This window comes from Mesorhizobium sp. M7A.F.Ca.US.007.01.2.1 (assembly GCF_003998165.1).
GTDB lineage: Bacteria > Pseudomonadota > Alphaproteobacteria > Rhizobiales > Rhizobiaceae > Mesorhizobium > Mesorhizobium ciceri.
The window spans coordinates 1-1,551 of the sequence record NZ_RZQP01000462.1; the positions used below are offsets into that span (position 1 = coordinate 1).

At 63.8% G+C, this 1,551-nt stretch carries 1 protein-coding gene; it reads right to left on the bottom strand.

The features are described from left to right. Nucleotides 1–23: 23 nt before the first annotated feature. Nucleotides 24–1,370: an IS5 family transposase gene (locus EN949_RS35125; protein WP_063169227.1), complete on the bottom strand. Its 1,347-nt coding sequence runs from the start codon at nucleotides 1,368–1,370 to the stop codon at nucleotides 24–26. Nucleotides 1,371–1,551: the final 181 nt, after the last annotated feature.

The window sequence follows — 1,551 nt, forward strand, 5'->3', positions numbered from 1 at the left end:
GTCGACCGTGAACAATCCGAGCCCTAAGCGGCGACCGGCTTCGGCCGGATTTGAAGCAGGGCAATCAAGAGCGACAAAAACCCCTTCAGCCACCTGAGCAGGAGGGAGAAGTTGTAGCCGGCGGCGGCCAGGATGGCGTTGAGGGTGTCGCCCTGCTGGCCGGCGAGGTAGTTGCGGCCCATTCTGTGTTCGCTCTTGATGTGGCCGATGACGGGCTCGACCGCCGACCGCCGTCGCATCTGGCGCTTGATGGCTGGGGTGACGCGGCGTTTCTGGCCCGCGGTGAAGACCCTGAGCTTGTGGCTCTGCGGTGCGTTGTGGCCGCGATAGCCGGCGTCGGCGAGGATGCGGCCGATCTCGTTGCCGATGGTCTTTTCCATGTCGGGGATGACGCTTGCCAGCGTGTGGCCGTCATAGGGATTGCCGGGCAGTGCTTTTGCATGCAGGGCGAACTGGCCGCCCCTGGAGCGCTTCAGCGTGGTGGCCACCGACACCTTCACCCCGAACTCGTAGGGCGCATGCGCCTTGCCCTTGCCGATGCATTCCACCTCGTGTGCGTGCAGGCTGTAGATCTTGCGGCCGCGCTGGCGCTGGCGTTGCTCGAGAACGGTGGCGGCCTGGTAGAGCGGCCATTTGAACAGCGCGTCCAGCCCCTGATCGCCGGCGATCTGGCGACCAATGTCGCGAATGGTCCGGCCGAGATAGGTCTTGAGCTTGCGTAGCGCCTTGTTGGCCCGCTTGAACTGCTTGGCGTGGGCATAGCGCTGGTGGCTGATCAGCGCCAGCTTGCCGACCCGCACATAACTCTGGCGCAAATGGAGACCCGTCCTCTTGGCCAGCCGCACCAGCCGTTCGCGTGCCCGATGGATGAGCTTGGCGTCGGTCGGGAACATGACGTTCTTCGGCTGCACGGTGGTGTCGACGATCACCTGGCGCGTGTCGGCCGGTTTCATCGCCCCGGTCTTGACCGCGAGGCTGAGGCTCTCCTGCAACAGCACCATAATCCGCTCCTCGCCCATACGGCTGCGCCAACGCGTCATCGAGGAGCGGTCGAACGGCAGCGTATGGCAAAAGAACGTCTCGCCGGTGAGATACTGGAAATAAGGGTTCTCCACCCAGCGCTCGCACAGCACCTCATCCGACAGGTTGAAGGTGTGCTTGAGGATCGCCAGCCCCGCCATCAGCCGGGTCGGCAGCGGCGGCATGCCGGGGCCGTCCGAATAGACGGCGCCGAAACGCTCCTCCAGCACCGGCCAGTCGATCGCCTGCGCCAGCCGCACCAGCTCGTGCTTCATGTTGATGATTTGGTCGAGCCGGGAGCGGAACAGGTCCTGCTCTCCCGTCTCGCGCTTCTCGCGTGGCCTGGACATTCGCTGTCCCCTCGATTCGCCGCCGCCGAACCGAGTGAATCACGCTCCGCGCCACAAGGGAATCGCAAAACCGAATTGCAGGAAAACAGCGTCCAAATACCGCTAATCCTGCAATTCCAAAGCCGCTATCCGCCTCAATCAACAGGCCAGATCAATGGCTTGCGGATAGTTCACGGCCGAC

What these genes read in the sequence shown, in the direction of transcription:
- EN949_RS35125 (WP_063169227.1), bottom strand. Translation starts at nt 1,370, where the DNA reads ATGTCCAGGCCACGCGAGAAGCGCGAGACGGGAGAGCAGGACCTGTTC.